The 22720-nt window shown below is 73.1% G+C and carries 18 protein-coding genes and 2 pseudogenes; 10 read left to right on the forward strand and 10 right to left on the reverse strand.

Annotated elements, in window-relative coordinates:
- Positions 1–137 precede the first annotated feature (137 nt).
- Positions 138–1022: an aminoglycoside phosphotransferase family protein gene (locus AB0B14_RS35110; RefSeq protein WP_357077712.1), complete on the forward strand. Its 885-nt coding sequence runs from the start codon at positions 138–140 to the stop codon at positions 1020–1022.
- A 23-nt stretch (positions 1023–1045) separates the two neighbouring features.
- Entirely contained in the window at positions 1046–1513 is a 468-nt protein-coding gene (locus AB0B14_RS35115) for a hypothetical protein (RefSeq protein ID WP_357077588.1), read from the forward strand.
- Here the strand turns inward: AB0B14_RS35115 and AB0B14_RS35120 are convergent.
- A complete protein-coding gene (locus AB0B14_RS35120; RefSeq protein WP_357526391.1) occupies positions 1443–2390 on the reverse strand; it encodes a DUF389 domain-containing protein in 948 nt (315 codons plus the stop codon). The two genes, AB0B14_RS35115 and AB0B14_RS35120, sit on opposite strands and share 71 nt — an antisense overlap.
- 190 nt (positions 2391–2580) lie before the next feature.
- Between AB0B14_RS35120 and AB0B14_RS35125 the strand changes: the two genes are divergently transcribed.
- Genes AB0B14_RS35125 through AB0B14_RS35140 form a run of 4 tightly spaced genes read left to right on the forward strand, consistent with a single transcriptional unit; the run spans position 2581 to position 6333 of the window.
- Positions 2581–3765, forward strand: coding sequence for a DegT/DnrJ/EryC1/StrS family aminotransferase (locus AB0B14_RS35125; RefSeq protein ID WP_357526393.1), 1185 nt, complete (start codon positions 2581–2583; stop codon positions 3763–3765).
- Positions 3762–4487, forward strand: a complete 726-nt coding sequence (locus AB0B14_RS35130) for a sugar transferase (RefSeq protein ID WP_357526396.1) — start codon at positions 3762–3764, stop codon at positions 4485–4487. The genes AB0B14_RS35125 and AB0B14_RS35130 overlap by 4 nt, the downstream gene beginning before the upstream one ends.
- The gene (locus AB0B14_RS35135; protein ID WP_357526398.1) at positions 4484–5131 is read left to right on the forward strand and encodes an acetyltransferase; all 648 of its coding nucleotides are present in this window, start codon (positions 4484–4486) and stop codon (positions 5129–5131) included. Before AB0B14_RS35130 ends, AB0B14_RS35135 begins: the two co-directional genes overlap by 4 nt.
- On the forward strand, positions 5128–6333 hold the full coding sequence (locus tag AB0B14_RS35140) for a glycosyltransferase family 4 protein (RefSeq protein WP_357526400.1): 1206 nt from the start codon (positions 5128–5130) through the stop codon (positions 6331–6333). The genes AB0B14_RS35135 and AB0B14_RS35140 overlap by 4 nt, the downstream gene beginning before the upstream one ends.
- Before the next feature lie 61 nt (positions 6334–6394).
- Here the strand turns inward: AB0B14_RS35140 and wecB are convergent, their stop codons facing one another.
- Genes wecB through AB0B14_RS35155 form a run of 3 tightly spaced genes read right to left on the reverse strand, consistent with a single transcriptional unit; the run spans position 6395 to position 9700 of the window.
- On the reverse strand, positions 6395–7519 hold the full coding sequence (wecB, locus tag AB0B14_RS35145) for a UDP-N-acetylglucosamine 2-epimerase (non-hydrolyzing) (RefSeq protein WP_357077569.1): 1125 nt from the start codon (positions 7517–7519) through the stop codon (positions 6395–6397).
- A 22-nt stretch (positions 7520–7541) separates the two neighbouring features.
- A complete protein-coding gene (locus AB0B14_RS35150; protein ID WP_357077566.1) occupies positions 7542–8666 on the reverse strand; it encodes an NAD-dependent epimerase/dehydratase family protein in 1125 nt (374 codons plus the stop codon).
- Positions 8660–9700, reverse strand: a complete 1041-nt coding sequence (locus AB0B14_RS35155; RefSeq protein WP_357526402.1) for a polysaccharide biosynthesis protein — start codon at positions 9698–9700, stop codon at positions 8660–8662. Before AB0B14_RS35155 ends, AB0B14_RS35150 begins: the two co-directional genes overlap by 7 nt.
- Positions 9701–9916: 216 nt before the next feature.
- On the opposite strand from AB0B14_RS35155, the pseudogene AB0B14_RS35160 reads away from it, so the two are divergent.
- Positions 9917–11248, forward strand: a pseudogene (locus tag AB0B14_RS35160) (O-antigen ligase family protein); the annotation flags it as partial.
- A 160-nt stretch (positions 11249–11408) separates the two neighbouring features.
- Here AB0B14_RS35160 and AB0B14_RS35165 read toward each other — a convergent pair.
- The 3 genes from AB0B14_RS35165 to AB0B14_RS35175 are packed head-to-tail and all read right to left on the reverse strand — an operon-like array spanning position 11409 to position 15170.
- Positions 11409–12821, reverse strand: coding sequence for a glycosyl transferase family 1 (locus AB0B14_RS35165; RefSeq protein WP_357526404.1), 1413 nt, complete (start codon positions 12819–12821; stop codon positions 11409–11411).
- Positions 12811–14217, reverse strand: coding sequence for a lipopolysaccharide biosynthesis protein (locus AB0B14_RS35170; protein WP_357526406.1), 1407 nt, complete (start codon positions 14215–14217; stop codon positions 12811–12813). The genes AB0B14_RS35165 and AB0B14_RS35170 overlap by 11 nt, the downstream gene beginning before the upstream one ends.
- Positions 14218–14225: 8 nt before the next feature.
- Positions 14226–15170, reverse strand: coding sequence for an NAD-dependent epimerase/dehydratase family protein (locus tag AB0B14_RS35175; protein ID WP_357077553.1), 945 nt, complete (start codon positions 15168–15170; stop codon positions 14226–14228).
- 211 nt (positions 15171–15381) lie between these two features.
- On the opposite strand from AB0B14_RS35175, the gene AB0B14_RS35180 reads away from it, so the two are divergent.
- Positions 15382–16617 carry a glycosyltransferase family 4 protein gene (locus AB0B14_RS35180; RefSeq protein WP_357526408.1) on the forward strand — a complete coding sequence of 412 codons (1236 nt, stop codon included), beginning with the start codon at positions 15382–15384 and terminating at the stop codon, positions 16615–16617.
- On the opposite strand, the gene AB0B14_RS35185 is transcribed toward AB0B14_RS35180, so the two are convergent.
- Together AB0B14_RS35185 and AB0B14_RS35190 are read right to left on the reverse strand one after the other, a co-directional pair.
- Positions 16536–17912 carry a glycosyltransferase gene (locus tag AB0B14_RS35185; protein WP_357526410.1) on the reverse strand — a complete coding sequence of 459 codons (1377 nt, stop codon included), beginning with the start codon at positions 17910–17912 and terminating at the stop codon, positions 16536–16538. The genes AB0B14_RS35180 and AB0B14_RS35185 overlap by 82 nt on opposite strands.
- Positions 17913–17914: 2 nt before the next feature.
- Positions 17915–18991, reverse strand: a complete 1077-nt coding sequence (locus AB0B14_RS35190; RefSeq protein WP_357526412.1) for a glycosyltransferase — start codon at positions 18989–18991, stop codon at positions 17915–17917.
- 235 nt (positions 18992–19226) lie between these two features.
- Here AB0B14_RS35190 and AB0B14_RS35195 point away from each other — a divergent pair.
- Positions 19227–20285: pseudogene (locus AB0B14_RS35195) on the forward strand (glycosyltransferase); the annotation flags it as partial.
- Positions 20286–20308: 23 nt separating this feature from the next.
- Here the strand turns inward: AB0B14_RS35195 and AB0B14_RS35200 are convergent.
- Positions 20309–21007 (reverse strand): acyltransferase, encoded by a 699-nt coding sequence (locus AB0B14_RS35200; protein WP_357077541.1) that lies wholly within the window; start codon positions 21005–21007, stop codon positions 20309–20311.
- Positions 21008–21510: 503 nt separating this feature from the next.
- Between AB0B14_RS35200 and AB0B14_RS35205 the strand changes: the two genes are divergently transcribed.
- Positions 21511–22659: an aminotransferase class I/II-fold pyridoxal phosphate-dependent enzyme gene (locus AB0B14_RS35205; protein WP_357526414.1), complete on the forward strand. Its 1149-nt coding sequence runs from the start codon at positions 21511–21513 to the stop codon at positions 22657–22659.
- Positions 22660–22720: the final 61 nt, after the last annotated feature.

A 22720-nucleotide genomic window follows, 5' to 3' on the forward strand; every position in this document is an offset into this window, starting at 1 on the left:
GGCCCGTCCGGGTCGAAGCGCCCGGCCCGGATGGCGCGCAGCAGGTAGGACTCCTCCAACTCGCCGACGTCGGGTGGGGGTGGGGGGGAATCGGGTCGCGCGGTGGTGGGGTTTGGGGTGATGATCTCGCGGTGCGGATGCATGCCGACCAGGTGGACGTGAGCGCGGACGTGGTTGCCGCGCTGGTGGCCGAGCAGTTTCCGCGTTGGCGCGGCCTGCCGATCCGGCCGCTTCCCTCGGCTGGCACGGTGAACGCCCTGTTCCGGCTCGGTACGGAGTTCGTGCTGCGGTTTCCGCTGCGGCCCTCCGCCGATCCTGACCTGGGCGCCGCGCTGCGGCGGGAGCAGGAGCACGCCGTACTGCTCGCCGCGCACCTGCCGGTCGCGGTGCCCGAGCCACTCGGCCTCGGTGCGCCGGGCGACGGGTACCCCGGGCCGTGGACGGCGTACCGGTTCATCCCCGGGGAGACGGCGCGGCCGGACCGGATCGGCAACGCCGACGTCTTCGCCCGTGACCTGGCCGCTGTCGTGGTCGCCCTGCACGGCATCGACAGCGGCGGACGATCGTGGTCCGGGGCTGGTCGGGGCGGGCCACTGGCCGACCAGGATGCCGGCGTACGGGCTGCCCTCGCCGTCAGCGGCGACCTCACCGACACCGCCGCGCTCGCCCGGGTGTGGGACCGGTGCCGGCAGGCGGGTCGGGCCGACCCGGCCGACGGGTGGATCCACGCCGATCTGATGCCGGGCAATCTGCTGGTCCGCGATGGTCGCCTGGTCGCGGTCATCGACCTGGAGTCGGTCAAGGTCGGCGACCCGGCGGTGGACCTGATGCCGGCGTGGAACATGTTCGACCCCGGGCCGCGGGAAACGTACCGGCGGGCGTTGGGCGTGGACGACGCCACCTGGGAGCGGGGGCGCGGTTGGGCGCTGGAACAGGCGATCAACGCACTGCCGTACTACGTGGAGACGAACCCGGTGATGGCCGGCATCGCCCAGCACACCCTGCTGGCCGTACTCGACTGAGTCGGGTCGCGTACCGTCGGCTCGTGGGTGAGGGCGACGGCCGTGAGTGGCGGGAGCGGCAGCGGCAGGCGGTGCGGGCGCACGCCGACGCGGACGCTCGGCGGCGGGCCGCCGAGCAGTCGCAGGCGGCGGAGTTGGTGGCCTGGTTCGTGGCGGAGGCGACCTTGCGAGGGCTGCCCACCACCCGGCTGGTGGCCCGGGGGTACGACGGGCGCGGGCGCTACCGGACGAGGCTGACCGGCTGGTACGTCGACCGGGCCGGGACCCGGGCGGTGGACGTGGACGGTCGGTTCCACCTGTTGACGGTGCCCGGGGGCGTGCGGGCCCGGCTGTTCGGGGTCGACCCGCAGCCCAGCCCGGCGCCGTTGGTGATCGGGGCGGGAGGCCGCGACGGCGAGTCGATCCCGTTGCGGACGCTGCTCACCCGGCTGCTGGACGGCGGGACCGGCGGGCCAGGTTCCACCACCAGACCTGCTGCACCACGAGGGTGAGCAGCCCGGCCAGAACGATCGCGCACAGGTTGATCACCAGTTGGAGCGCCGAGCCGCCCGCCTCGTCCCACACCCCGTAGGCGGCGGCCACCGCGACGTTCGCCGCGGCCGGCACCGTGGTCACCGAGATCAGCACCCCGACGAGGCTGCCGGACTTCTTGGACGTCAATGACAGCATGCCGGCCACACCGGCGAGCAGGCCGACCACCCAGGACAATGCGTCCGGCCGCCAGATGAAGTCGGTGAGCGGACGGTCGGCGAGCAGCATCTCCCGACTGACCAGGCCAGCGGCGGTCAGTGCCCAGGTGCTCAGCACGGTCGCCATCATGGCCGCCAGGAAGCCGACCGAGAGCGCCTGCACCGAGCGGCCGATCACCCCGAGCCGCCGGCGCAGCAGCGCCACGCAGAGCGCGGCCAGGGGGCCGAACTCCGGGCCGACCACCATCGCCCCGACGATGAGGATCGGCTGGTCCAGCAGCACGCCGATGCCAGCGATCATGGTGGCCACCACGATCAGTACGAGGTAGGTGCCGGACAGCTCGGTCTGCTCGCCGGTCTTCGCGGCGATCTCGTCCCAGACCACCGCGTCCGCGCCGCTGCCGGGGGCCCGCCGGGCGGCCCGGTCGGCCGCGCTCGAGAGGGTCAGCTCCACGTCGTCGGCCGCGATGCCACCGCTGGTGTCCACGCCGATCCGCTGCAAACCCTGCAACACCTTGTCGGCGCTTTCCCGCACCACGTCGCAGAGGATGAGGTCACCCTTCGGCTGCCGGGCGGCACCGGGCAGCACGGCCAGGTGCGTCACCCCCGCATCGGCGGCGAGCAGGTCGACGACCTCGGACGACCGGTCGGCCGGGGCAATCACCCTCAGGTGCAGCACTCGTTCTCCCTGGTGTGGACGTATCGCCAGCGCGGCCGGCAGCACTCTACCGGCCGAGTCTGTTGGCCAGCCGAACGCGAAGACCGATCGGGTGGATTCGCCGCGCAATCGGCAAAACCACTCACCGAATCCCATACCGGCTGATACAACCATTTGGGTCTTCCCTATCGTTCGATCGGAGGCGCCGTCCGTGGATCTGATCCACCACCGTCCGCCCGTGGCGCGCAGCGGCGGACCAGGCGTGGCCGACCCGGTCTTCCTCTCCCCACCCGACGTCGGCGAGTTGGAGGAGTCCTACCTGCTGCGCGCCATCCGGGCCGGGCGCTTCGACCCGGACGGGCCGGAGTTGGGCGCGTTCGAGCAGGAGCTCGCCGCGCGGGTCGGCGTGGGCCACGCGCTCGGGCTCTCCTCCGGCACCGCCGCTCTGCACCTGGCACTGCTCGCCGTCGGCGCGGGGCCGGAGACCGTGGTGGTGGTGCCCACGCTCACGTTCGCCGCCACCGCCAACGCGGTCACCTACACCGGTGCCGAACCGGTCTTCGTGGACTGTGACGCGTCCACCGGCAATCTCGACGTCGACCTGCTCTCCGACCTGCTCGGTCGTCTCGTCGACGCGGGCCGACGCGTCGCCGCCGTGTTGAGCGTGGACATCAACGGCCGGTGCGCCGACTACGACAGGCTGCTGCCGCTCTGCGCGGCCATCGGCGTCCCGGTGGTGGAGGACGCGGCGCAGGCCCTCGGCTCGACCTACCGGGGGCGATGTGCCGGCACGTTCGGCCGGGTCGGGATCTACTCGTTCAGCCACAACAAGGTGATGACCACCACGGGTGGCGGGATGCTGGTCTCCGACGACCCCGCGCTTGTCGCCCGGGCCCGCCACCTCGCCACCCAGGCCCGCGAGCCGGTGTCGCACTACGAGCACCGCGACGTGGGTTACAACTACCGGCTCAGCACGTTGCTCGCCGCGCTCGGCCGCGCCCAGCTCACCCGTCTGGACAGCATGATCGCCCGGCGGCGGGCCCTGCGCGACAGGTACGCGCGGCTCTTCGGCGGCGTCACCGGCACCCGGATCCTCGGCGCCGGTGACCCCGGCTCGAACTGCTGGCTGACCTCCGTGGTGGTCGAACCGGAGCGGACCGGCTGGCAGCCCGCCCACCTCGCCGAGCACCTGGCCCGCCACGGGGTGGAGTGCCGCCCGATGTGGAAACCGATGCACCGCCAACCGGTGTACGCCGACCGGGAGGTCGCCCGCACCGGTGTCGCCGACCGCCTCTTCGCCACCAGCCTGTCCCTGCCCAGCGGCTCCGCCCTCACCGACGACCAGGTGGAGCGCGTGTTCGCCGCGATCACCGACTTTCTGGACGGACACCGATGAACCGGCCCTACGACATCGTCAAACGAGTGCTGGACGTGGTCCTGGCCGCCACCGGCCTGCTGCTGGCGTCGCCGGTGCTCGCCGCGGTGGCGCTGGCCGTCCTGGTGACCATGGGTCGGCCCGTGCTGTTCCGGCAGGCCCGCCCGGGTCGGCACGGCCAGCTGTTCCACCTGGTGAAGTTCCGTTCGATGACCGTCGGCGGCGAGGATCAGGCGCCGGCCAACGACGCCGCCCGGCTCACCACCTTCGGCCGGTGGCTGCGGACGACAAGCCTCGACGAGCTGCCGCAGTTGTGGAACGTGCTGCGCGGCGAGATGAGCCTGGTCGGGCCGCGTCCCCTGCTGCCGGCGTACCTGAGCCGCTACAGCCCGGAGCAGCTCCGCCGGCACGACGTCCGCCCCGGCATCACCGGCCTCCAACAGGTGTACGGGCGCAACGCGCTGAGCTGGGACGACCGCTTCGCCCTCGACGTGCGCTACGTGCGGCAGCGCTCACTCGCCCTGGACCTGCGGATCCTGCTGCGCACGGTACGCACGGTCGTGCGCCGGGAGGGGATCACCGCGGCCGGTGCGGCCACCGCCCACGAGTTCCTCGGCCCGGCCGAGCCGGCCACCGTGCACGGGGTGCCCGGCCCGGCAAAGCCGGCCACCGTGCACGGGTTCCCCGGCCCGGCCGAACTGGCCGGCGCCGGCGGTCCTGGGCCGGCGGAGGGCCGCCGGTGAGCCTGGACATCGTCGTCGTCGGCTGCGGCGGGCACGGCCGGGAGGTGCTCGGCGTCGTCCGGGCCGTCAACGCCGCCGCCCGCGGCGGCCCGGTGTGGCGGGTACGCGGCTTCGTCGACGACGAGCCCAGCGAGGTCAACCTGAAGCGGGTGCAGCGGCTGGAGGTGCCCTACCTCGGCGGCACCGCCCGCCTGGGCAAGCAGCCCGCCGGCACCCACCTGGCGCTGGGCATCGGGGATCCGACCGCCCGGCGGTCGGTGGACCAGCGGCTGGCCGCGTACCGGCTGCCGGCGGCGGTGCTGGTGCACCCGGACGCCACCGTCGGCCCGGACACCGTCTACGGCGAGGGTCTGATCGTGTTTCCCGGCGCCCGGGTCACCACGAACGTCACACTCGGTCGGCACGTGCACCTCAACCAGAACAGCGCGGTGGCGCACGACTGCGAGGTGGGCGACCACGTGTCGGTCAACCCGTTGGCGGCGGTTTCTGGTGACTGCCACCTGGGCGACGGTGTGCTGATCGGGGCCGGTGCCGTGGTGTTGCAGACGCTGCGGGTCGGCACCGGCGCCACCGTCGGTGCCGGGGCCTGCGTGGTCCGCGACGTACCCGCCGGCACGGTGGTCAAGGGAGTCCCGGCCCGGTGAGCGTCGGCCCCCGCGCGAACCGTCCGCTCGGTGTCCGCCAGCTACGGATCGCGGTGGTGGTCAAGACCAACACCGGCGGACTGTGGCTGCTGCCGCAGGTGGAGGAGTTGCGGCACCGGGGGCACGAGGTGACGGTCGTGCTGCCGCGGGGCGCCGGCCGGCTCACCGACGAGTTGGCGCACCGCGGTGTCGAGGTGCTCAGCTCCCCGTACGACTTCACCATGGGCCGGTACGCGCCCATCGGGCTGCTGCTGTTGCGCGCGCTGCTGCGCCGGCTGCGCCCGGACGTGGTGCAGTACCACCTGATCGCGTCGGCGTACGCGGTGCGGCTGGCCACGCTGGGCCTGCCGGTGCGCCGGGTGCACATGGTGGCCAACCCGGCGTACCTGGAATCCCGGTTGGTCCGGTCGGTGGAGCGGTTGCTGTGGCGGCTGGACGACGTGCTGGTCTGCGGCTGCCGGTACGCCTCGGCCCGGTACGGCGAGTTGGGGTGTCCGCCGCACCGCCGCCCGGTCGCGGTGTACGGGGTGGACACCGACGCGTTCAGCCCGGACGCCACCGGCCCGGATCAGCGGGCCAAGCTGCGCGCCGAGTTGGGCATCGACCACGGCGTGTTCCTGGCGGTGATGGTCGCGCACGTCTACCCGCCCAAGTGGTTGATCCACTCGGGTCGGGGGGTGAAGGGGCACGAGGTGCTGCTGGCCGCGTGGCGGACATTTCGCCGTCGACACCCGGACGCGCACCTGCTGCTGGTCGGTGGCGGCTGGACGGCCGCCGGTGAGACCTACCGGCGGCAACTCGGCGAACGCTTCGGCATCGCCGGCGATCCGGGGATCACCTGGGTGGAGTCGATCCCGGACGTGCGGCCCTGTTACGCCGCGGCGGATGTCAGCGTCTCCCCGTCGCTCGGTGACGGCCCTGGTGCGGCGGTGCAGGCTGGCGCGATGGGTGTGCCGAGCATCGTCAGCGCCGCCGGTGGCCTGCCCGAGGCGGTGACCGATCGCTGCGGCTGGGTCGTTCCGCCTGGTGATCCGGCGGCGTTGGTGGAGGCGCTCGACTCGGCGTACCAGGGTTGGGTCGCCGGCACGCTCAGCCTGTGCGGCCGGTTGGCCCGCCGCCACGTCCTGACGTCCTTCGACGACCTGCGGGCGGCGGCCGAGGTGGCGGACATCGTGGAGGACGTGGCGGCCGGGCGGCGGTGAGCACGACAACGGGCGGCCGGTGGTCGGTCCCGCCGGACCACCGACCGCCCGCCGCGGTGTCTCAGTGCCGGATGCCGGCCCAGTCGTGGTGCCGACGCACGGTGGAGAGGATGAAGTCGACAACCCGCCGGGAGGTGTCCGGCACCTGGTAGTCGACCGGGCAGGGCACGCCCTGCGCGGCGACCTGCGCCACCGTCACCTCGACCGCCTCGACCACGCCCTGCGGGTCGAGACCGGTCATGATGATCCCGCCGGCGTCGAGCGCCTCGGGACGTTCGATGGACTCGCGCAGGGTGACCGCGGGGAAGCCGAGGATGGCGGCCTCCTCACTGATCGTCCCGCTGTCGGACAGGGTGCAGAACGCCTTGGTCTGCAGGTGCACGTAGTCGAGCAGACCGAACGGATCGTGGAAGGCGATGCCGTCCAGCGCGCTGGCGTCCGGGGCGAGTGCCTCCAGCCGTTTGCGGGTGCGCGGGTGGGTGGAGACCAGCACCGGGTAGCCCCATCGGTCGCGGACCGCGACCAGGCAGTCCAGCAGCCGCCGCAGCCGGTCGGGCCGGTCCACGTTCTCCTCCCGGTGCGCGCTGACCAGGAAGTACCTGCCGCGTTCCAGCTCCAGTTGGCTGAGGATGGTGGAGCTGGCGATCGGTGCCCGGTAGTGCTCCAGCACCTCCCGCATCGGCGAGCCGGTGTGCAGGATCCGGCGCGGGTGCAGGCCCTCGGCGAGCAGGTTGCGCCGGGCGTGTTCGGTGTAGACCAGGTTGAAGTCGGCCACGTGGTCGACGAGTCGCCGGTTCGTCTCCTCCGGCACGTTGAGGTCGAAGCAGCGGTTGCCGGCCTCCATGTGGTAGACCGGCACCCGCATCCGACGGGCCATCAGGGCCGCGATGCAGCTGTTGGTGTCGCCGAGCACGAGCAGCGCGTCGGGCCGCAGCTCGGTGATCGCCGCCTCCATGCCGACCAGCACTCCGCCGAGCACCCGGCCCAACGACGCGGTGTCGACGCGCAGGAACCGGTCCGGTTCGCGCAGCCGCAGCTCCTTGAAGAACACGTCGGAGAGGGTGCTGTCCCAGTTCTGCCCGGTGTGCACCAGCACGTGGTCGACGGTCTCGTCCAGCCGGCTGAGCACCCGGGACAGTCGGATGATCTCGGGACGGGTGCCGACGACTGTCATCACGCGGGTCATGTGGTCTCCCTCCGCAGGTCAGTCACCGGACGCCCGCCGGCACCCGGTGCTCGTCACCGACCGGCTCCGGCCACGTGTCGGGCCGTTCCGGGTCGAACAGCTCGTTGGTCCAGAAGAGGGTGAGCAGCTCGTCCGGGCCGGTGTTGGTGATGTTGTGCGCCCACATGGTCGGCATGTCGATGACCACGGGTTGCTCGCCGCTGACCGGGAACCGGAGAACGTCGGTGTCGCCGACCCGGCGCAGGCTGATCTCGGCGGTGCCGCGCAGCACCACGAACCGCTCCACCTTGGCCAGGTGGAAGTGCTCGCCCCGGGTGATCCCCGCTCGGGTGGTGGAGCAGAAGGTCTGCCCCGCTCCGCCGTGCGCCTTGACCGTCTCGACGAGTGCGCCCCGGGCGTCGGCCCGGGTGGGCAGGGCCAGCGGGTAGTGCGCCGGGAAGCAGTGCGACCGGTAGGTGTTGAACAGCCGTACGTCGTGCCGGTCGCGCAGCGGCGGGATCTCGCCGGTGCGGTAGGTGTCGGCGTACGAGGTGAGCTGGGCGGCGACCTCACGGACCCCGATCCGCAGCGCCGGCATGGCCGGGTCCCAGGAGCCGCCCGCGGTGACGCCGGCCAGCCGGGCGGCAGCGTCGGTGACGTGCACCAGGTCCAACTGTCGGTCGGCGTGCACCTCCGGCTGATGGCCGTCGGCGAGGACCCGGCAGAACGTGGCGACGGCCGAGTTGTACCAGGGTCGGCCGTGCTCGCCGTACAGGTTGGGCAGCAGCACGTCGTCCAGGGGCACACCGGTCTCGGCGAGGATGCCGGCGGCGGTGGCCTTGGCGTCGCCGTACGGGGTGCCGTTGCCGGCCTGCGTGGAGTTGGCGAAGACCACCCGGTCGGGCGGGTCCGGGCAGGCCCGCAGGCCGTTGGCGAGCTGGGCGGCGAGCTGGACGTTGCCAGCGGCCACCTCGGCGGGCTCACCCCGGTTGACCCCGGCCAGGTGCAGCACCCGGTCCGTCCCCGCGATCTTGCGGGCGACCACCGCCGGGTCGACCAGGTCGGTACGGGTCAACACGGTCGGCTCGGGCCAGCCGAGCGCGCGCAGCAGGACCCGCAGGTGCCAGCCGAGGAAACCGCCGGCGCCGGTGACGGCGAGGCTCAGCACGCCAGCACCGGGTCGCGCAGCGCCAGCTCCGCCCGGACCTCCGGCAGCGACCTCAGCAGGCGCACCACATCGGGTACGCCGAGTCGGGTGGCGTTCGCCGAGTTGAAGTCCTCCCCGGGCCGTTCGCCCAGCTCGCCCTCGGAGACGTAGAGCGCGTAGTTGAGGTCCCGTGCGTCCAACGGCACCCGGTAGAAGTCGCCGAAGTCGTCGGCCTGCGCCAACTCCTCCCGGCTCGCCAGGGTCTCGTGCGACTTCTCGCTGTGCCGTACGCCGATGATGTCCAGCTTGAACGGCACGTCGAAGAGCTGGCAGACCGCCTCGGCGAGATCGCTGATCGTGCAGGCGGCCGCCTTGCGGATGAACACGTCGCCGGGGCGGGCGTGGTGGAAGGCATGCTCGACCAGGTCGACCGAGTCGGCCAGCGACATCAGGAAGCGGGTCATGGCCGGGTCGGTGACGGTGGGCGCGCGGCCCGCCTTGATCTGCTCGATGAAGAGCGGGATCACCGAGCCACGCGAGTACATCACGTTGCCGTACCGGACACAGGACACGGTGGTGGCGCTGTTCGGGTTGTTGCGGGCGTACGCCTGGGCGACCTTCTCCATCAGCGCCTTGCTCATGCCCATCGCGTTCACTGGGTAGACGGCCTTGTCGGTGCTGAGCACGACGACCGAGCTGACGCCGTTCTGCGCGGCGGCCTCGACCACGTTGCCGCTGCCGAGGATGTTGGTGCGTACCGCCTCCAGGGGGAAGAACTCGCAGGACGGCACCTGCTTGAGCGCCGCCGCGTGGAAGACGAAGTCGACGCCCCGCGTGGCCCGCAGCACCGTGTCGATGTCCCGGACGTCACCGACGTGGTAGCGCACCCGCCCGTCACCGATTGATCGCCGCATGGCGTCCTGCTTGGCCTCGTCCCGGCTGAGGATCCGCACCTCGGCGACGTCCCGGTCGAGCAGTCGTCGGGCCATGGTCTGTCCAAAGGATCCGGTCCCGCCGGTGATCAGCACCCGGCGGCCCGCGGTCATCACGCTCATTGGTTCTCCCGTTCGTCACCCGACGGGCGGTTCTCACCCGTCGACCCGGCGCGGCACAGCGCTGCGCGCCGTGGCGGGGGCGCCGGTCTCCGGCGGTCAGGTGGAAGCCCCGCCGGATGCGGCACACGGGTCAACGAGGGGCCCCAGCAGCAGATACGTGCTTGAGCCGCAAACGGGCCAAACGAGCCATAGGGCACTCAGAAAACATGTCGGTCTATGCACGGATTTGGCCACTTCGTACTGTCGCACCTGGTAGAAACGGTTCGGTGCCCCCGCGCCGGGCGACGGCCGGTGACGGCGGACCACTCCCGGGCCAGTCAGGACACGAGCGATCACCGGACCGACCCCCCCCCCCCCCGAAGGGACTCCCATGCCGCGCGGCCACTCGTCCGGCCCGGTTCGTCGCGGGTCGGCCGTGGTCGCCGCGCCGCGCCGGAACGCCCGGACGCCGCGACGCGGTCTGGGCCGGGCCGACGCGGGGTGCACGCGGTGACCGACGCGCCACCGCGACACGGTCCGACCCACGCTGCGCGGCACCACCAGGCCGGCGGTGCCCGGTTGGCGCCCGCCCCGCTGACCCCTGTCGAACGGCGACCCGCGGCGCACACCGGCCCCGGCCCCGCGCCGGTCGCGCCCACCGGCAGCCTGCCCGCCGTGCTGGTCCTCTGCGTGGCCACCTACCTGGTGGCCCGGCCACCGTGGTGGTCGTTCAACTACGTGGCGATCCTCGCCGTGGTGGCCGTCGTGCTGACCGGCCGGCTGCCCCGGCTGCGGTCGGTCGACACCGTCGCGCTGCTCACCGCCGGTTGGGCCGCCGCCAGCCTGCTCTGGACGAGCCACCCCGACCTCACCGGGCCCGCCGCCTACCGGTACATCTCGGTCTGCGTGCTCTTCGTGGCCTGCCGGCACGTCGTACGGGGACGACGGGACCTGCTGCTGGTCGGCTGGACCTTCCTGCTCGGCTGCGTGGTGGTCGCCGTCGAGGTGGTCACCGGCGCCCGGTCCCAGGGGCAGGTGCTGCTCTTCGCCGAGCGCTACGGCATCGACGGCAGGGAGGTGAACGGCACGGCGTACACCCTGGCCGCCGGGGTGGTGCTGGCCCTGGTGCTCGCCGCCGCCGGCGCGCACCGGCCGGTGCTGCGCCTCGCGCCGCTGGCCCTGGCCGTGCCGCTCGGGTACGGCGTGCTGCTCACCGGCTCGCGCGGTGCGGCGATCGGCATCGTGTTCGGTCTGGTCGCCGCGCTGGCCACCCGCGTGGCGCCCCGACTGACCGGGATCACCGTCGCTGGGCTCGCCACCGCGCTCGTCGTCCTGGTGCCGTTCGGGCTGACACCGAAGGCCGAGCTGCTCTGGCTCGACGCGCTGTACGGGCGACCCACCGGCGACATCTCCGGACGCCTCTCGATCTGGCCGTACGCGCTGTCCACCTGGTCGGAGTCACCACTGAACGGATCCGGCGCGGGGGTGTTCATCAGCACCAACCCGTTCGACATCGGGCCGCACAACCTGCTGCTCACGGTCGGCAACGACCTGGGGCTGGTCGGTGTGCTGCTCTACTTCGGCGCGCTGGCCGCGGCGCTCGTCACCGCGGCCCGCACCGGTCGGGCCGGGCTGCTGCTGGCCTGCGCGTTCACCGGTGTCATGTTGCCGATCTGGCTGACCGGCCAGTGGGAGACGTCGCTCGCCTTCTGGTTGGTCCTGGCGCTGGTCACCGTGCTGCCGGGAATCTGGGGGCCGCCGCGTCCGCCCGTGGCACCGCGGCACTCGGCCGCCCGCCCGCCTCCCGCAGCACCTCGGCGAAGCGGGCCGCCACCTGATCCGTACGGTGGTGCCGCACCGCGTACGCCAGGCCACGCCGGCCGAGCCGAGCCCGAAGCCCGGCGTCGACGCAGAGCGGGGTGAGCGCGTCGACGAGGGCCCCGGGGTCGTCGCTGCCGACGACCGGGCCGGCGTCGGCCGCCGCCAGGTGCGCCATCGAGGCCAGTTCGGCCGGGCCGAACCCGAAAACGGGACGGCCGGACGCCAGGTACTGCGGGATCTTGGTGGACAGCGAGTAGCGGGTGTAGCGGCGGTGCTCGGCGGCGAACGACTCGACGTGCACCAACACGTCGGACCGGCGCAGCACACCGGCGACCTCGTCGCTGGTCAACGAGCGGCCCAGGTGCACCGCGGGCAGCCCGGTGAACGCGCCCGCGTACCGCGCGAGGTCGGTCGCCGGGGCGTGCACGGTCAGCCGGGCCGGCGTGCCCTGGGCCACCAGCCGGGCGACGGCCTCGCCGACCCGGCGCAGCGACCGCCACCGGTCCAGGTGCAGCCCACCCACGTAGACCAACTCGACCGGGGCCCCGGCCGGGCTCTCCGGCGCACACCTGTCGGGATCGGCGAAGTCCGCGGCGTCCACGCAGTTGCCGAAGGCGGCGAAGGGCAACCGGTAGCGGCGTTCGAACTCCCGGGCCATCGCCACGCTGATCCCCATTCCGTACGAGGAGTGCCGCAGGACGTCACGGAAGCCGGCACGGACGGCGAGCCGGGGCAGCCCCAGCACCTGACCGTCGGTGTAGAGGGTGGTGGGCCAGTCGTCCATGAAGTGCGGCACCAGGGGCACCCGGCACTCCTGCGCGGCGGCGACGGCGAGGCGCATCATCCGGATGCTGCCCAGCGTCGTGTAGATGACGTCCGGCCGCTGCGCGCGCAGCCACCGGCGGACGTCGTCGGGGATCCGGACCGGGCTGAGGTCGACGAAGGCGCGCAGTTGGGTGCGCAGCCGGGCACGCACCGGGCCGGGCCCCGGATCCCGCGCCGGACCGGCCGCGCTGCCCGAGCCGGCTGAGCCGGCCGCGCTGCCGGGGCCGGCCGAGCCCTTCACCAGGGCCCGGACGGGTCCGCGGACGCGTTCCCACTGCCGGAACAGGTGGTACTCCACCGGCGCGTTGCGCGGCGCGAACCGGGCGAACCTGCCCACGGCGTCCGGGCCCGGGGCGCGGTCCTCGGCGTAGAGCTGGGCGAGGCGGTCCCCCGGCCAGCCGGTGAACAGGTTCGACAGGGTGATGCCGGTGCCGGTGGAGCGGTCGAACACGGCCGCGCTCACCACCAGCACACGGGGATACTCGTCAGCGCGCACTGTCCTGCACCAATCTCTGCTCGGTGACCGGGCCGCGGTGCAGCCGCAGCGTCCGGCGATATCCGTACAGCGCCGCCGGCACGACGGTCAGCGCGTAACCGGCCGCGCCGACCCAGGGCACGGCGGCGACGGCGATCCGGTCGGCGGCGTACCACTTGCCGAGCACCGACACCACCAGGAACGCCCCCCAGCCGACCAACTGCGGGACGAGGACGCCACCGGCGTTCTGCACCATGAACCGGGGCGAGAGCGCCGACTGCAGCAGCCACCAGACGCCCAACCCGGCCAGCAGCCACCGGTCGCCGCCCATCGGCACCGGCAGCCAGGCCGCGAAGAGCCACTCACCGAAGGCGACGAGTACGGCGGCCGGCAGGCCGGCGGCGAGCACGGACACCACTGTCATCCGGCGGGTGGTCCGGCGTACCCAGTCCACCTGGCCCTGGGCCAACGCCTCGCCGTTGGCCGGCCAGAGTGGCACGTTGACCAGGACGACGAGCTGACCGAGTTGGGACAGCAGCTTGGCGGGCACCACGTAGCCGGCGACGGCGGACAGACCGAGCGCGTGCGCGATGATCAGCGTGTCGGCGTTGGTGGCGAACGAAATGACCACGGTCAGCAGGAAGAACAGCCCGCTGAGCCGGGTCAGTTCCACGGCGGCGTGGGCCTGCACGGCCCTCGGCGTGGGCCGAATCCCCGGCTCCTGCCGGCCGAAGAACCAGAGCGTGTTGAGCAGGTTGACAAGCAACGGCGCGGCGACCGACAGGGCGACCACCAGCAGCGGCGACCAGTCGGCCCAGACCACGCCGAGCACCGCGCCGAGCGCGGCCAGACTGCCCGCGGTCTGCCAGACGTTGCTCCGGCCGACCTGCTGGTAGGCGTACTGGACGCGGGCGATCAGGCTGAGCGGCACGTTGAGCACGAACGCGGTGAGACAGATCAACGCGATCATCCGGGTCTGCTCCGGGCCGACCTGACCTGTCACGTTGAACAGCGCCGACCAGGGCACGGCACCGGCGAAGATCCAGAGCAGGCCGGTGAGGGTGAGCGCGAGCCCCGACAGGGTCAGGTACGCGCTGGAGACGTAGCGCCGGGCCTGGACGGTGTCGCCGTGCGCGTAGCAGGGGGCGAGCTTCGTCATCAGCCCGCTGCCCAGCCCCAGGTCGGCGAAGGCCGCCATGCCGGCCAGCGCGGCCACCGCCATCCACAGTCCGTACAGGTCGTTGCCGAAGTAGGGCAACGTGACAGGCACCAGCACGATCGGCACAACGAGCCCCGCCAGCCGACTGAGCAGCGCGGTCGCGACCCCGGAGACGAGCCGGCGACCACGGTCGGGGCGGCGACGGTGCGCGCCCGGTGGGCGGGCGCGCCGGGCCCGCTCGACGACCCCGGACGACATCGACGCCCCTACTGGCTGGCGAGCACGTGATCGGCCATCCAGGACACCGTGCGCTCCAGGCCGGTACGCAGCGGCACCGGCCGCAGACCGGGAAACAGCTCCCGCAGGCGGGTGCAGTCGGCCTGCGAGTCCCGCACGTCGCCCGCGCGCGGCGCCTCGTGCACCACGGGCAGCGGCCGGCCCAGCACGTCCTCCAGCTCGGCGACCAGGTCGAGCAGGGAGATCCGCGCGCCGAAGGCCAGGTTCACCACGTCGGTGGTGGACACCCGACGGACGATGGCGTCGACGATCACCGAGGTGACGCTGCCGACGAAGGTGAAGTCGCGGGTCTGCCGACCGTCGCCGTGCACGCGCAGCGGCTCACCGGCGAGCGCGGCGGTGACGAAGCGGGGCAGCACCGCCGCGTACGGGTGGTGTGCCGCCTGTCGTGGGCCGTAGACGTTGAAGAAGCGGAACGGCAACACGCCCAGGTCGTAGCAGGCGGCGTAGGCCACCGCGTACGCCTCGGCGGCCAGCTTGGAGACCGCGTACGGGGAGACCGGGATCGGGCGCAGCCCTTCCTGGCGGGGCAGCACCGGGTTCGCGCCGTAGACCGACGACGAGGACGAGAGGATCACCTGCTGGACGTGGTGCCGGCGAGCGGCCTCCAGCACCATCAGCGTCCCGGTGGCGTTGGCGTGGTGGCTGGGCAGCGGCCGCTCGATGGAGCGCGGCACGGAGCCGAGCGCACCCAGGTGCACCACGCTGGCCGCGCCGGCGAACGTCTCGTCCAGCAGGTCCGGGTCGAGCACGGTGCCCCGGTGCAGCCGGACGGGCTGACCGTCCAGGTTGTCCAACCGGCCGGTGGAGAGGTCGTCGACGACCACGACCTCGGTCACCTGGGGTGCCTCGTCGAGGGCCCGTACCAGGTTGGCGCCGATGAACCCGGCACCACCGGTCACGACTACCTTCAACGCGTCCCCCGTTCGGCTCGGCCCCGGGTGGCCGGCGCTGCGGTGTCCGCCCGGTGGGCGCGTGGCAGCGGTCGCCGGCGGCCACTAGTGTGACAACGAGCGCTCTTCTCGCAAGTCACGCGAAACGGGCGCCACCCCGCGTGTCCTCCGTTCCCTTCCGTCAGTTGTCTGCCCTGGTGGGCGAGTTGACGTCGACGGGAGTGCCGGGCACATGCGAATCGGACTGATCAGTCAGTGGTACCCGCCGGAGAGCGCCTTCGTGCCGGGTCAACTGGCCACGGAGTTGGCCCGTCGCGGCCACGAGGTGCGGGTGCTGACCACGTTTCCGAGCCTGCCGCTCGGGCGGACCTACCCGGGTTGGCAGCAGCGCTGGAACCACCGGGCCACCGATCGCGGGGTGGCCGTTCGCCGGGTGCCCGCGTACCCGAGTCACGACCGTTCCGGCCTGCGCCGGGCGGCGAGCTATCTCTCCTTCGCCACCACCAGCACCCTGGCCGCCCCGCGTCACCTACGCGGTGTCGACGCGCTCTACGTCTACCACCCGCCGCCCACCGCGTACGCCGCCGCCGGTCTGCTGCGGATGCTGCGCGGCGTCCCGGCGGTGCTGCACGTGCAGGATCTGTGGCCGGAGTCGGTGACGGCGTCCGGGATGGCCCCGCCGGGGCTGGCGGGGCGGGCGATGGACCGGGTCCTGACCGCCACGATGCGGCGGATCTACCGCGCCTGCGCCGGCATCGCGGTGATCGCGCCGGCGATGGCCGAACAGGTGGTCGAGCGGGGTGTCGACCCGGGCGCGGTGCGTACCGTGTTCAACTGGACCGACGAGGCGCTGTTCCGGCCGGTGCCCGGCACCGACTCGGCCCGGGAGACGATCGGGCACCGGGGGCGGACCACCGTGATGTTCGCCGGCAACCTGGGCTTGTTGCAGGGCGTCGACGTCGCCATCCGAGCGGCCGCGGCGGCACCGGACGCGGTGGACCTGGTCTTCGTCGGCACCGGGCTGGGCGCGGAACAGGCCCGGCGGCTCGCCGACGAGTTGGGCGCGGCGAACGTGCGGTTCGTCGGTCGCCGTCCGGCCGCCGAGATGGCCGAGTTGTACGCCGCCGCCGACTACCAGTTGGTCATGCTGCGCGACCTGCCGTGGTTGCGCGGGACGGTGCCGTCGAAGTTGCAGGCCGCGCTGGCCTGTGGCAGTCCGGTGTTGATGTCGGCCGACGGCGACGCCGCCCGGTTGGTCAGCGCGGGCGGGGCCGGGCTGGTCTGCCCGCCGGACGACTGGCGGGCGTTGGCCGACCAGTTCGTCGCCGCCGCCCGGGTGCCGGCCGAGCAGCGGATCGAGATGGGCCGTCGGGGCCGCCAGCTCTATCAGGACCGGATGTCGTTGCGGGTCGGCGTCGACCAGATCGAGGACCTGCTCAGCAAGGCCGCCGCGAGCGGTCGGGGCTGAGCGCCGCGCTGGTCGGGCAGCCCGGCCAGGCCAGCGAGGAAGTCACGCACCCGGCGACCCTGCACGGCCGGGTTACGCGTCTCCCGCACGAAGCGGGCCCCACCCGCCCCGCGCGCCCGGGCCTCGTCCGCCGGCAGTTCCAACACCCGGCCGACGGCTGCGCGAAGCCCGTCGGCGGTGTCCGGCTCGGCGAAGGACAGCCACGGCGCGTACTCCGCCGGAATGCCGGGCAGGCGGGTGCTCACCACCGGCACCCCGGCGGCGAGGTACTCGATGATCTTCGACGGGAAGGACCAGCGGACGAAGTCCTGGTCCACCGGACGCGGGTTCACCAACACGGCCGCCCGGGCCAGCCGGGGCAACAGCTCCGACCGGGGCAGCAACGCGGGGGGCACGATGCGCCGGTCCACGGCGGCCTGGTCACGCAGCCAACCCGCCAGCTCGCCCCGGCCGTACACGCACAGCCGCAGGTCGTCCCCGGCCAGCCCGCGGAACGCCTCGACCAGCCGGTCCACGCCGTAGGCGCGGCTCAGGCCCCCCGCGTACACGATGTCCCTGGTCGCACCGCGCGGCACGGGCGGGCCCGGCGGCGGCACCACCCGGGCGCCCTCGCGCAGCTCCGGCGGCGGCACCACCCGGGCGCCCTCGCGCAGGTCCGGCGGGTCGGCGGCCCAGATGCCCTCCAGCACCAGCCGGGGCCGGCCGGGCGCGAAGTCCTCGGCGAGCGCGGGGGTCAGCGCGATCACCCCCGAGCAGCGGGCCAGGGCGGCCCGGACCAAGGCTACGTCGAGCCCGCGCAGCAGCCGGACCAGCCGGCCGTCGGTGGGCAGCGCGACACCCGGCGGGTCGGTGAGCACCGGCACCACCCGGACGCCCCGACGGCGGGCCCGCAGCACACCGAACCAGAGGAACGGCGAGTGCACGCCGTGCACCAGCAGCACGTCGGTGTCCCGCTCGCGCAGCGCCCGAGCGCCGGTGCGCCAGGCGGCCACGAACCGGGTGAGGTGCTTGAGGCCGAGCAGGTTCACGAACGCCAGCAGCTGACCGTCCACGTCGTCCTGCCGGAACCGCCCCGCCCGGAACCGGATCTGCCCGTTGCCGGGCCAGGTGGACACCGGCGCCGCGGAGAGCAGGTGCACCGGACAGTCGGCGGCCCGCAGGCTGCGCACCAGGCTCCAGGCGAAGGTGTGCGTCTGGGTGGGCATGATGGTGTCCCGGGCGATGATCTCGGCGAGCAGGTCGTCCGGGACCGTGAAGCCCAGCAGGGTGACGCGGGGGCTGCGGGGCCGCGTCACCGTCACTCCCCGAGGATCTGCTGGTAGACCCGGTCGAGGCGACCGAGCATGACGTCGAGGCTGTAGTCCTCGGCCACCACCTTGCGACCCAACTCCCCCACGTGACGCCGCTCGGCGGGGTCGTCGAGCAGCGGCGTCAACGCCGCGGCCAGGGCGTCCGGGTCGCCGGCCGGCACCAGCCGGCCGCCGCCGGAGCGCAGCACCTCGACGTTGCCACCCACCGCCGACGCGACCACCGGCAGCCCGTACGCCATCGCCTCCAGCAGCGCGTTGGAGAGGTTCTCGTGCAGGGTCGGGAAGACGAAGAGGTCCGCCGCGGCGAGCAGGTCCGGTACGTCGAGACGGTTGCCGAGCAGGCGTACCTCCACGTGGCCGGACTCGGCCAGCGCGGCGGCGATCCCGTCCCGGTCGAGCCCGTCACCGGCGACCAGCAACACCCGGCGGGTCGCCGACGGCGGCAGTCGGCGCGCCGCGTCGGCGAGGACTGCGTAACCCTTCTCCCAGGTCAGCCGGGACACCGCGATCATCGCCACGTCGTCGGGGCGCAGGCCCAGCTCGGCCCGGGCCCGGTCCCGCTCGGCGTGTGGACGGGCCGGCAGCGGCACCCCGTTGGGGACCACCCCGACGAACTTCCCGCCCAGGTCGGACAGGAAGTCCCGGCCGGCGGCGTACGCGCAGACGGTGCCGACGTGGGTGGCCAGCCGCAGCGTCGCGGGCTCGGCACCGTGCACGAGCAGTCGGCGCCGCCAGGCGCGACCCGGTTGGCGCAGGTCACGGACGGTGCCGTGCACGGTGACCAGGATCCGCGGGCAGCCGGCGAGGCGGGCGGCGAGGACGCCGTGGAAGCCCTCGTTCTGCAGGCCCCGCACGTGCACCAGATCCGGGCGGACTTGTCGCAGCAGCCGCACCCACTCCCGCAGCAGCGGCACGTTCAGGCTGCCGTTGCCGGCGTGTTGGTGCATCCGGACGAACTCGTACCGGTCGGCCAGGGGCGAGGCGAGCACCCGCCGCACGGCGGTCAGCGGGCCGTTGGCACCAGCGGTGCCCGCCGAGTGCTGCACCACCACCGGTCGGCTCACCGCGGGGCTCCGGCCGACGCCCGCCGGGTGTCGCGCACGGCTGCACGCTGCATGTCTCCTCATTCCGACGGCCGTCTAGACTAAGCAGTCATAATGGCACGAATCACCTAATTTCCCCGAGGGGTAGACCGTGGGCGAGCCCACCACCAGCCCGGACCTGATCTCCGCCCTGCGGCCCACCGCGACGCCAACGGTGCTGGCGCTGGCCGCGTACCGGTTTCCGCATGGTGACGCGATGTCCAACCGGCTTCTGCAACTGGCCCGGTCGGCCACCCCGCCGGGGGGAGTGACACTGGTGGTCAACGACTGGCCCGACGACGGGTCGCGTCCACCGAGCACGGTGGACCTACCCGCCGACGTCCGCCTGATCACGCTGCCCCGACGCCGCCTGGGTGGCGGGGTGCTGGGCCGCCTGTCGCACCGGCGCCTCCGGCCGCTGCGGGTGCTGGCCGCGCTGCGCCGCGCGGGCGTCCGTCCGGGCGAGTTGGCCGGCGTACACCTGCCGCTCGGGTTGTGGGACCTGGCGACCTGGGCGGTGCTGCGCGTGGCGGTGCGGTGCCCGGTGACGGTGGACGTGCTGGAGCAGCATGACCGGGCCCAGTTTCCCCGGGGCTGGCTGACGCCGTACTTCCTCCGACACCGCTGGGCGTCCTTCTGGGCCGGACGACTCGCCGACCAGCTCATCGTCATCTCCGAGCTGCTGGAGCGGCGCTTCGTGCGCCAGGGCCGGCGGACCCTGGTGGTGCCGCCGCAGGTCGACAGCGCCGACTACGCCGACCCCGCACCAGCCTCGCTCGGCGACGGCCTCCGACTGCTCTACGCCGGGTCGGCAGGCGTGAAGGACCAGTTGGCCGTGGTGCTGGAGGGCATCCGTCTGCTCCCGCCCGCCGATCGGGCCAGGGTGCACCTGGTGATCGCCGGGATCAGCCGGGAGCAGGCCAGCAGTCTCTCCGACCTCGGGGAGGCCGGGCCGACCGACCTCGACGACCAGGTGAGCTTCCTCGGCCGGGTGCCCCGCGAGCGGGTGCTCGCCGAGTTGCGCCGGGCGCACTTCTCCGTGCTGGTCCGCCCGCGGGCCGGGTACGCGCAGGCGGGCTTCCCCTCCAAGGTGCCGGAGAGCCTGGCCGCCGGTTGCCCGGTGCTGCTCAACCTCACCAGCGATCTGCGGCGCTACCTCGTGGACGGTCGGGAGGGCATCCTGCTCGACGGCTCGGCAGCCGAGGATGTCCGGCGCGGCATCGCGCGGGCGCTGCGTCTCGACGACGCGGCCTGGCGGGCGATGAGCCGCGCGGCCCGGGAGCGGGCCGACTGTTTCGACTATCGCGGCTGGACGCCGGTGGTCAGCGACTTCGTCACGGGAGTCGGGCGCGGCTCGGGCACCGGCAGCTCGGCGAGGCCGGCCAGCTCGGCGGCGGTCAGCCGCCGGTCGGCCGGGTAGAGCTGCCGCTCGTGGGCCCGGATGGTCTCCACCGGCCACCGCAGGCGGATCACCCGGGCCGGGTTGCCGGCGGTCACCGCGTACGGCGGCACCGACCGGGTGACCACCGCGCCGGCGCCGATCACCGCGCCCCGGCCGATCGTCACCCCGTGCAGGATCACCGCCCGGGTACCCACCCACACGTCGTCGCCGATGGTGACGCCCCGGTCGTGGGTGTCGTCGCCGGCCTCCTTGTCGACCGCGATCATCGGTACGCCGACCTGCTCGATGCGGTGGTTGCCACCCCGGATCGTCACCTCGGGGCCGAACATCACGTTGTCACCGATGCGGATCCGACTCCGGGCCGCCATCAGGATCGGCCGGTACCCGAGATCAACATTGTGGCCGACCTCGATCGACTCGCACGTGTAGACGCCGTCCGGATCGAACGTGAAGTTGTCTCCCCGGGCGGCGAACCGGCCGACGAGGGCAAGACCCCGGATCGCCCGACGGACCCGCGCCCCCGCGCACAGGAGACGGTCGAGTGACCCGAGCACCGGGCCGAGCAGTGTTCCAGGTTGGTCTAGGCGGACGCGCATCAGATGGCCGTCCCGACGCCGGCCCGCTCGGGCACCGTACGCATGTCGCCCCCGCATCTCCGCCGATCGTCCAGGTCGGTCCAGGGGCCGATGATAACCTCCACAATAGGTGTAAAGCGCTCGAAGTTCCCGTACGCGCCGAGCGTCCGAGATGACCAGAATCGTGACGTCGTGCGCATCTCTGGTGACCTGAGCAGCGGCACGAACCCCCGACCGAAGGGGCCGCCCCTCCCCTCGCCCGACCGGCCAGTTTTGGCCTCGCCCGACCGGCCGTCGCGACGCTCACGGCTCGTGCCGTGGGCCACCGCCGGCCAGAAGGCCGCCGAACTGGCCGTGTCCGACTGCGGGTTTTGGGGTTGATCGGGGGAATGCGGGTCGTGTGTCACCAATCAGGGTCGTCATCCGGTTTCTGCCCCGATGGGACGCTCGCCCGGCGTTGTCCCCGACGCCGTTGGAGGTGGGATCGTGCCGATACCCGGTGTTCTCGTGACCGGCGGTGCCCCGTGAGCGGCACCGTTTATCTGTCGCCACCCGACATCGGGCCGCTGGAGGAGTCGTACCTGATCGCCGCCCTGCGCTCGGGCTGGGTCGCACCGGTCGGCCCGGACCTGGACGCCTTCGAGCAGGACGTCGCCGCCCGGGTCGGCACCGCCGGAGCCGTGGCCGTCAACTCCGGGACCGCCGCCCTGCACCTGTCGCTGCTCGGTGTCGGGGTCGGACCCGGCGACGTGGTCATCGTGCCCACGCTCACCTTCGTCGCCACCGCGAACGCGGCCCGCTACATCGGGGCGCGGCCGGTCTTCGTCGACTGCGACCCCCGGACCGGCAACGTGGACGTCGCCCTCGTCGACGAGGTGCTGCGACGGCTGCGCGCACGCGGTGAGCGGGTCGGCGCGGTCGTCCCGGTGGACATGTTCGGCAGCTGCGCCGACTACCACGCCCTGCTCCCGGTCTGCGCCGACGCCGACGTCCCCCTGGTGGAGGACGCCGCGGAGGCCCTCGGCGCCGGCCACGGGGGGCGGCCCGCCGGTTCCTTCGGGCGCGTCGGCGTGCTCTCCTTCAACGGCAACAAGATCATGACCACCTCCGGCGGTGGGATGCTGGTGTCCGACGACACCGCTCTCCTCGGCCGGGCCCGTCACCTCGCGACGCAGGCCCGCGAGCCGGCGCGGCACTACGAGCACCGCGAGACGGGTTACAACTACCGGCTCAGCAACCTCCTCGCGGCACTCGGCCGAGCCCAGTTGCTCCGGCTGGACGCGATGATCGCCCGACGCCGCCACCTGCGCGACCACTACGCCAAGCTCTTCGCCCCGGTGCCGGGCGTCCGGCTGCTCGGCGCGGAGGACACCGAGTCCAACTGTTGGCTCACCGTCATCACCGTCGAACCGCAGCGGTGCGGCTGGGGGGTGGACGACCTGGCGGCCCACCTGGCCGAGCGGGACATCGAGACCCGGCCGGTGTGGAAACCGATGCATCTCCAGCCCATGCACGCCGGTGCGGAGAGCCTGCTCACCGGCGCGGCGGAGCGACTCTTCGCCAACGGGCTCACGCTGCCCAGCGGAAGCGCACTCACCGAGGCGCAGATCGCCCGGGTGTCCGTCGCGATCGAGGAGTTCCTGAGCCTCCGGACAGGAGCCTGCACGGTGTGACGACCGGGGTGCGGGAGATGGCCGTTCAGGTGGCGTCGCGGGGCGTACCGGCGCGCTGATC

Source organism: Micromonospora sp. NPDC049171 (assembly GCF_040648275.1).
GTDB lineage: Bacteria > Actinomycetota > Actinomycetes > Mycobacteriales > Micromonosporaceae > Micromonospora.

What these genes read in the sequence shown, in the direction of transcription:
- AB0B14_RS35110 (WP_357077712.1), top strand. Translation starts at nt 138, where the DNA reads ATGCATGCCGACCAGGTGGACGTGAGCGCGGACGTGGTTGCCGCGCTG.
- wecB (WP_357077569.1), bottom strand. Translation starts at nt 7,519, where the DNA reads ATGACCCGCGTGATGACAGTCGTCGGCACCCGTCCCGAGATCATCCGA.
- AB0B14_RS35200 (WP_357077541.1), bottom strand. Translation starts at nt 21,007, where the DNA reads ATGCGCGTCCGCCTAGACCAACCTGGAACACTGCTCGGCCCGGTGCTC.
- AB0B14_RS35155 (WP_357526402.1), bottom strand. Translation starts at nt 9,700, where the DNA reads ATGAGCGTGATGACCGCGGGCCGCCGGGTGCTGATCACCGGCGGGACC.
- AB0B14_RS35180 (WP_357526408.1), top strand. Translation starts at nt 15,382, where the DNA reads ATGCGAATCGGACTGATCAGTCAGTGGTACCCGCCGGAGAGCGCCTTC.
- AB0B14_RS35130 (WP_357526396.1), top strand. Translation starts at nt 3,762, where the DNA reads ATGAACCGGCCCTACGACATCGTCAAACGAGTGCTGGACGTGGTCCTG.
- AB0B14_RS35170 (WP_357526406.1), bottom strand. Translation starts at nt 14,217, where the DNA reads ATGTCGTCCGGGGTCGTCGAGCGGGCCCGGCGCGCCCGCCCACCGGGC.